This is a genomic window from Microbacterium sp. Bi128 (genome assembly GCF_918698205.1).
Map to the genome: position 1 here is coordinate 21,750 of NZ_CAKKMM010000016.1, position 6,954 is coordinate 28,703.

At 70.3% G+C, this 6,954-nt stretch carries 10 protein-coding genes and 1 tRNA gene; 6 read left to right on the forward strand and 5 right to left on the reverse strand.

The features are described 5' to 3' along the window. Positions 1–963, forward strand: a complete 963-nt coding sequence (locus LQV45_RS02795; protein WP_230005637.1) for an alpha/beta hydrolase — start codon at positions 1–3, stop codon at positions 961–963. A gap of 20 nt (positions 964–983) precedes the next feature. Continuing rightward, complete coding sequence (locus LQV45_RS02800; RefSeq protein WP_230005638.1) at positions 984–2,675, forward strand: AMP-binding protein; 1,692 nt, start codon at positions 984–986, stop codon at positions 2,673–2,675. Positions 2,676–2,696: 21 nt separating this feature from the next. On the opposite strand, the gene LQV45_RS02805 is transcribed toward LQV45_RS02800, so the two are convergent. From LQV45_RS02805 to LQV45_RS02815, 3 genes are read right to left on the reverse strand one after another with little or no spacing between them, the layout of a single operon-like run. Continuing rightward, a complete protein-coding gene (locus LQV45_RS02805) occupies positions 2,697–2,834 on the reverse strand; it encodes a hypothetical protein (RefSeq protein WP_171024313.1) in 138 nt (45 codons plus the stop codon). Next, a complete protein-coding gene (locus LQV45_RS02810; RefSeq protein WP_230005639.1) occupies positions 2,831–3,067 on the reverse strand; it encodes a dihydrofolate reductase family protein in 237 nt (78 codons plus the stop codon). The genes LQV45_RS02805 and LQV45_RS02810 overlap by 4 nt, the downstream gene beginning before the upstream one ends. 18 nt (positions 3,068–3,085) lie before the next feature. Further along, positions 3,086–3,574: a YajQ family cyclic di-GMP-binding protein gene (locus LQV45_RS02815; protein ID WP_128218677.1), complete on the reverse strand. Its 489-nt coding sequence runs from the start codon at positions 3,572–3,574 to the stop codon at positions 3,086–3,088. Positions 3,575–3,642: 68 nt separating this feature from the next. On the opposite strand from LQV45_RS02815, the gene LQV45_RS02820 reads away from it, so the two are divergent. The 3 genes from LQV45_RS02820 to LQV45_RS02830 all read left to right on the forward strand — a co-directional run bounded on the left by LQV45_RS02820 (position 3,643) and on the right by LQV45_RS02830 (position 5,221). Then, complete coding sequence (locus LQV45_RS02820) at positions 3,643–4,143, forward strand: FBP domain-containing protein (RefSeq protein ID WP_230005640.1); 501 nt, start codon at positions 3,643–3,645, stop codon at positions 4,141–4,143. Further along, positions 4,140–5,015, forward strand: a complete 876-nt coding sequence (locus LQV45_RS02825; RefSeq protein WP_230005641.1) for a PfkB family carbohydrate kinase — start codon at positions 4,140–4,142, stop codon at positions 5,013–5,015. The genes LQV45_RS02820 and LQV45_RS02825 overlap by 4 nt, the downstream gene beginning before the upstream one ends. Positions 5,016–5,139: 124 nt before the next feature. After that, positions 5,140–5,221: transfer RNA gene (locus LQV45_RS02830), tRNA-Tyr, on the forward strand. Positions 5,222–5,302: 81 nt separating this feature from the next. On the opposite strand, the gene LQV45_RS02835 is transcribed toward LQV45_RS02830, so the two are convergent. Continuing rightward, positions 5,303–5,650 carry a hypothetical protein gene (locus LQV45_RS02835; RefSeq protein WP_230005642.1) on the reverse strand — a complete coding sequence of 116 codons (348 nt, stop codon included), beginning with the start codon at positions 5,648–5,650 and terminating at the stop codon, positions 5,303–5,305. 194 nt (positions 5,651–5,844) lie between these two features. Between LQV45_RS02835 and LQV45_RS02840 the strand changes: the two genes are divergently transcribed. After that, the gene (locus LQV45_RS02840) at positions 5,845–6,270 is read left to right on the forward strand and encodes a MarR family transcriptional regulator (protein WP_230005643.1); all 426 of its coding nucleotides are present in this window, start codon (positions 5,845–5,847) and stop codon (positions 6,268–6,270) included. On the opposite strand, the gene LQV45_RS02845 is transcribed toward LQV45_RS02840, so the two are convergent. Continuing rightward, positions 6,245–6,954, reverse strand: a 710-nt coding sequence (locus tag LQV45_RS02845; RefSeq protein WP_230005644.1) for a LysR substrate-binding domain-containing protein, incomplete at its 5' end; no start/stop codon positions are given. The two genes, LQV45_RS02840 and LQV45_RS02845, sit on opposite strands and share 26 nt — an antisense overlap.

Genomic DNA, 6,954 nt, shown 5'->3' on the forward strand with positions numbered 1-6,954 from the left:
ATGGGGGAGTGGCATCCGGACATCCTTGGCGACGGGTTCGCGCAGCGGACGTTGCCGCTCGGCGCCGATGATGAGGGCGAGGTGGTCGCCACCCTCGTGCGGGCGATGCCGAACCCGGGGGAGCGGCTCTTCGGGGCATGGCGTGATCTCGACGTGCTCTACGTTCACGGCTGGTCCGACTACTTCTTCCAGACTGGCCTGGCGCGATTCTTCACCGATCGTGGCGCACGGTTTCACGCGCTGGATCTGCGCAAGTACGGCCGCAGCATCCGGCCCGGCCAGACGCGCGGATACGTCGCCGCGCTCGACGTGTACGACGCCGACATCGAGGCGGCGCTGGAGGCCATGGGCACCGAAGCCCACGGCCGGCGTCTCGTTCTGCTGGGGCACAGCACGGGCGGTCTCACGCTGACGCTCTGGGCGGCGCGGCATCCGGGTCGCGCCCAGGCGCTCGTCCTCAACAGTCCGTGGTTGGAGTTGCAACTGGGGCCGCTCGGGCGTCAGGCTCTCGCCCCGATCCTCAACGCCCGCGCTCGTATCGATCCGCTCGGCACGCATCCGGCGGTCGACCTCGGCTTCTACACGCGCGCCCAGCGCGAGGTCGGCACCCTGCCGGACAGCCCCGACGGGTGGCGCCCGGAGCGCGGTTTCCCCACACACCCGGGCTGGCTCGCCGCCGTCGTCGCGGGCCACGCGCGGGTGGCATCCGGGATCGATGCGGGGTGCCCGGCGCTCGTGCTGCTGTCGGCGCGGTCGACCTCGGCGCTGTCGTGGAGCAACGCGATGCGGCACACCGACTCGGTGCTCGTGGTCGACGACATCGCTCGCGCGGCCACCCGCATCGCCCGGACGGTCACGATCGAGCGTGTCGACGGCGCCCTCCACGACGTCTTCCTGTCGGCGCCCGAGGCCCGGGATGCCGCCTACGCCGGACTCGACCGGTGGATGGGGTGGCTAGCGTAGAGCGCGAGCGAAGGAGCACCATGACCTCGACCACCCCCACGGAGCATTACCGCGCCGCGCGCGACGAACTGCTCGCGGCGCGCACCGATCCCGCCCGAGCGGCGTCGTTCGCGTGGCCGCGCATCGACGGTCCGTTCAACTGGGCGGTCGACTGGTTCGACCCGATGGCGCGCGGCAACGATGCGCCCGCCCTGATCGTGGTCGACGACGACGAGACGCACCACGAGCGCACCTTCGACGAGCTCGCCCGGCGTTCCGATCAGCTCGCCGCGTGGCTGGCGGCCCGCGGGGTACGCAAGGGGGACGCCGTGCTCCTGATGCTCGGCAACCAGGTCGAGCTGTGGGAGGCGATGCTCGCGATCATGAAGCTCGGCGGGGTCATCGCGCCGACCACGACCGCCCTCGGTCCCGGCGACCTCGCCGATCGCGTCGAGCGCGCCGAGATCCGCCACGTCATCGTCGGCACCCCGGATGCCGACAAGTTCGACCATCTGCCCGAGAGTCTCGGCCGCATCGTGGTGGGCGAGGAGCTGCCGGGGTGGGCCCGATACGGCGACGCGTTCCTCGCCGAGGCGCCGCCGGTGCGGCATCCGGGGACGACGGCCGACGACCGGCTCCTGCTGTACTTCACCTCGGGCACGACATCGAAGCCGAAGCTCGTCGAGCACACGCAGGTCTCGTACCCGGTCGGGCATCTGAGCACGATGTACTGGCTGGGGCTCGAACCCGGCGACGTGCACCTCGCGATCAGCTCGCCGGGGTGGGCGAAGCACGCGTGGAGCTGCTTCTTCGCCCCGTGGATCGCCGGGGCGACCGTGCTCGCCCTGAACTACGCGCGGTTCTCGGCCGAGCGCCTGCTGAACGAGCTCGAGAGGGACCGGGTCACGACGTTCTGCGCTCCGCCGACGGTGTGGCGGATGCTGATCCAGGCCGACCTGTCGGGCCGCCGGGGCGCATTGCGCGAGGTCGTCTCGGCGGGGGAGCCCCTCAACCCCGAGGTCATCGCTCACGTGCAGCGCGCGTGGGGGCTCGACATCCGCGACGGGTACGGCCAGACCGAGATGACGGCGATCGTGGCGAACACGCCGGGAGCGGCCCTGGTGCCCGGGTCGATGGGGCGCCCACTGCCGGGCTGCCCGGTGGTGATCGTCGACCCGCTCACCGGTGCGCACACCGACGAGGGTGAGATCTGCCTCGATCTCTCCGAGCGACCCCTGAACCTCATGACGGGGTACGTCGGCGACCCGGCGCGCAACGCAGAGGCGTTCGACGGCGGGCTGTTCCACACCGGCGACGTCGCCCGGCGCGACGAGACCGGGAGCATCACGTACATCGGCCGCACGGACGACGTCTTCAAGTCGTCGGACTACAAGATCAGCCCGTTCGAGCTGGAGAGCGTGCTCATCGAGCACCCGGCGGTCGTCGAGGCGGCGGTCGTCCCGGCGCCCGACGACCTGCGCCTGTCGGTGCCGAAGGCGTATGTCGTGCTCGCCGCCGGCCACGAGCCCGGCGAGGAGGTCGCTCTCGACATCCTGCGCTTCGCGCGGGCGAGCTTGGCGCCCTTCCAGCGGTTGCGGCGCATCGAGTTCGCCGAGCTCCCCAAGACGATCTCGGGCAAGATCCGCCGGGTGGAGTTGCGCGATCGCGAGGAGCGCGCTGCGCGCGGGGAGGTCGTCGTCGTGGAGTGGCGTGACGACAGACTGCGCGGCTGAGGGGAGGGTGACACCCCGCGTCTAGCTCGGCTCGGTCGTGCGGATCAGCCCGCACGTCACACACGACCACGCGACGAGGAAGCGCTCGTCGTCGAGGACCTCGAACCGCAGCGGGTCGCCGCACGTCGGGCACCGCGGCATCCCGTCGGGAGTGCTCACCGCGCGAACGTCACGTGGACGACGCCGCTCTCGGCGACCTCCGACGTGACGGTGTAGCGGGTGTCGAGGTGGCGCAGCTCGTCCCACAGCCGGGTTCCGCGGCCGAGAACGACCGGACGTACGGCGACGTGCAGGCGATCCACGAGGCCGGCGGCGAGGGCCGAGCGCACCGTGGACACCCCGCCGCCCACGCGCACGTCCGCACCCGCCGCCAGTTCCGTCGCACGGCGCACGGCATCCCTCCGGTGTTCTTACCGGTAGTTCGTGAACTGCAGGTCGACGTCGAGGTCGGCGGCCTTGAGGAGGCGTTGGACTTCCTGCAGGTCGTCGCGGGACTTCGACTGCACGCGCAGTTCGTCGCCCTGGATCTGCGACTTGACGCCCTTGGGGCCCTCGTCGCGGATGATCTTGCCGATCTTCTTGGCATCCTCTTGCGAGATGCCTTCCTTGAGCGTCGAGGTGATGCGGTACTCCTTGCCGCCGGCGACCGGGTCGCCCGTCTCGAGGCTCTTCAGCGAGATCCCGCGCTTGATGAGCTTGGTCTGGAAGACGTCGAGCACCGCGTTCGCGCGCTCTTCGGAGTTCGCCTTGATGAGGATCGCCTCGCCGCTCCACTCGATGGACGCGTCGGTGCCCTTGAAGTCGTAGCGCTGCTCGACCTCTTTGCGGGCCTGGTTGAGCGCGTTGTCGGCTTCCTGGCGGTCGATCTTGGAGACGATGTCGAATGAGCTGTCGGCCATTCCGCGATTCTATCGAGCGTCGACGATCCTGGCCCGGTGTTCTCCTCGCGCTCGTAGACTCGGATGCCATGCGAGCACTCACCGAGGACGAGGTCCGCGAGGCTTTCGTCAACGCCGCGCCGGAGGAAGTGCGGGTCGTGGCCGTGCCGCACGACTTCCTGCTCCTGGACTGGGACCACCTCGACTTCCTCGCGTGGCGCGACCCCCGCACGCGTGGTCGCGGGTACCTCGTCACCGAGCGCGAGGGGCGCCTGACGGGCGTCGTCCTGCGGGCGGCCGACGGGCAGTCGCGCGCGCGGTCGGCGATGTGCAACCTGTGCCACACCATGCAGCCGGGCGATCAGGTCGCGTTGTTCACGGCTCGCAAAGCCGGGGTCGCGGGGGAGCAGGGCGATACGGTCGGGACGTACATGTGCGGCGACCTGTCGTGCCACGAGAACGTGCGCCTCGCGATGCCGCTGGCGCCGAGCGAGATCCGCGGGAGTGTGGACATGAAGATCGACGGCACCAAGCGCCGTACCGAGGCGTTCGTCGAGCGGGTGCTCGAGACGGCCGGAGCCGACCGGTGAGCGGCCGTGTCGTCGTGATCGGTGACGCCCTGATCGACGAGCTGCGCGACGACGACGGTGTACGGGAGTTCGTTGGCGGCGCGGCACTGAACGTCGCCGTGGGGCTGTCGCGACTGGGCGTCCCGTCGTCGCTCATCGCCATGGTCGGTGACGACGCCGCCGGCGAGCAGATCCGCTCCTACCTCGCCGAGTACGACGTCACGCTGCTCGCGAGCCCATCCGAGCACGGTTCGTCGCGCGCGGTGAGCACGCGTTCGGCCGGCGGCGAGCCCGAGTACGTCTTCAACGACGCGGCGCAGAACCGACGCGTCCACTACGGCGACGCTGAGCGGGCGGCCCTGGCCGATGCGGCGATGGTCGTCGTCAGCTGCTTCCCCTTCGACGACGCGGAGCAGACCGACGCGCTCCTGGATGCCGTGGGCTCGGCATCCCTCGCGATCGACCCCAACCCGCGCGCCGGCATGCTGCACGACCGCGACGAGTTCGTGCGCGGCTTCGAGAAGGCCGCGGCGCACGCACAGCTGGTGAAGGTGGGCGAGGACGACTCCCAGCTGCTCTACGGCGCCCCGCTCGAAGAGCTGCGCGAGAAGCTCGCCGGTCTCGGCGTGGATGCCGTGCTCGCCACGTACGGCGCCGGGGGAGCGGCGATCGACGCCGGGGGGCTCACCGTCTCGCGGGCGATCGTCGAGCTGCCCGGCCGCATCGTGGACACGATGGGCGGCGGAGACGCGGTGCTCTCGACCACGGCCGCTCTGGTGCGTGCGGGGCTCCCCGAGGACGAGGCATCCTGGGGGTACGTCCTCGACCGCGCCATGGAGGTCGCCGCGGCCACATGCCGCAGCGAGGGTGCCCTGCTGCGCATCCCGGAGTGATCCCGCCCCGTTTCGTGACGCCTCCGGGCGTGATCCTGGCCCGTGTTGGAAGCACGCCCTCGGGGAGGGTAAGCTAGGTGATCGCGCCTCTGGTCGACTGAGAAAGCCGGGCGGGTGCGCACTTGGCGAGTTACCCAAGCGGCCAAAGGGATCTGACTGTAAATCAGACTGCATTGCATTCGGGGGTTCGAATCCCTCACTCGCCACCGTGACACCATGAGAAGAGCCCCGGGACGCCCGGGGCTCTTGTCGTTCGTGGCGATGCGTCTCGGCATCCGGGCTCGTGCTCAGCTGCTGTGGAGCAACTGCCGGGATTTGACTTCGAGGAAGGTCACGAGCGCCCCGAGGATGTTGAGCTCGTTGCCGAGGTTCACGATCTCGACGGCGGTGAGTTCGATCGTCGTGTCGCGCGCTTCCATCGTCGCCTTCCAGCGCCCGTCGCTCTCGCTGATGGGCTGGAGGTACGTGATGGTGGCGGCTTCGCTGAGGTCGACGACGATGAGGCCGCGGTGGGTGAGGGTGTCGTCCTGCTGCTCGAGAACGCGGATGTCGCTCCCGGTGAGGTATCCCAGGTTGCGGAACTCGTCGACCCACTGCTCCAGGAGCTGCAGGTCGAGTAGGTCACGTACGGGCACGGCACACTCCGTCTCGGGCGCGAGGATCGCGCTTCCGCCATTATCGCGGGCACCGGGGCGCATCGAGACCTGTGCTAATGATCCGGAAGACACGATCTCGTTCGATCGCGAGGATCGCCAGGGCTGAAGGTAGCACCATCTCGGCGCAGTAACTAACGATACGAACTATTCAGCGCCCTAAGTAGGGTGGAGTTATGCCCCGACGACCTCTGCTCTCTTCGGCGCTCGACGCCTACGTCGAGTCCCGACGATCCGCCGAGGCCGCGACCCGGGCCGAACTGCGCCTCAGCGAGACGGAGGTGCGTGCGCTGCTGCGCATTCGGGAGCACCCCGGCATCCGTCCCTCCCAGCTGCGCGACCATCTGAGCGTGACCTCCGCGGGAGTCACGACACTCGTCGATCGCCTCGTCGAACGCGGGCTGCTCCGCCGCGAACTCGACACGGAGGACCGGCGCGTCAACCACATCCATCTCGACGTCGACCTCGACGCCGAGCCCTGGTCCGAGCTGGACCGCGCGGGCCGCGACCTGGACGCCGCTGTACGGACCGAGCCCGCGGACGTCGCCGACGCGTTCGCCGAGACGCTGCACCGCATCATCCGGACGACGACGCGGCGCTGACCCCGGGCCCGCGGTCGAATGCCGCCTGCAGCGCGGCCAGGACGGCGCGGATGCCGGGCCGATCCGCCGTGCCGCGGCGCACCGCGGTGAAGATCTCGCGGCGCGGATTCCCGGGCAGATCGATCGAGCGCGTCGCGGGTTCGTCTCCCCCGAAGACGAGCGCAGGGATCATTCCGACCGCGTGACCGGATGCCACGAGGCGGACGTGTGCGGTGAGGTCGGCGAGCTCGAACCGGACGTCGGGTTCGAAGCCGGCGGCGCGGCACTGCTGCGTGGCCCACTGGCGCGCGGCGGTCCCCTCCGGCTCCATCACCCACGCGCGATCGCGGAGGTCGGTGAGCGTCGCGGCGCCGTCGCCTCGCGCGACGGCGAGGCGGATGGCATCCCGGCCCAGCGTGCGGCGCTCCAGAAGCGCGCGTTGTTCGCGCGTGTGGCCGGGGTACTGCTCGGCCACGGCCAGGTCGAAGCCGCGTGCGGCGACTTCGAACAAGCCTTCTTCCGGGGCGAGCTCGGCGATCTCCACGCGCAGTCGTGGCTCGGTCTCGGCGAGGACGTCGAGGGTGCGCGGCACGAGACCGTGCGCGGCCGACTGCATCACCGCGAGGCGGACGGGCGCCATGGACGGCTGCAGCAGCTCGAGCTCGGCGCGCGCCGCCTCGTCCGCGGCGAGCATGCGGGCCGCGT

Excerpts from the sequence above, each read along its gene's own strand:
- LQV45_RS02815 (WP_128218677.1), bottom strand. The coding sequence starts at position 3,574 with ATGGCCGACAGCTCATTCGACATCGTCTCCAAGATCGACCGCCAGGAA.
- LQV45_RS02795 (WP_230005637.1), top strand. The coding sequence starts at position 1 with ATGGGGGAGTGGCATCCGGACATCCTTGGCGACGGGTTCGCGCAGCGG.
- LQV45_RS02800 (WP_230005638.1), top strand. The coding sequence starts at position 984 with ATGACCTCGACCACCCCCACGGAGCATTACCGCGCCGCGCGCGACGAA.
- LQV45_RS02820 (WP_230005640.1), top strand. The coding sequence starts at position 3,643 with ATGCGAGCACTCACCGAGGACGAGGTCCGCGAGGCTTTCGTCAACGCC.
- LQV45_RS02840 (WP_230005643.1), top strand. The coding sequence starts at position 5,845 with ATGCCCCGACGACCTCTGCTCTCTTCGGCGCTCGACGCCTACGTCGAG.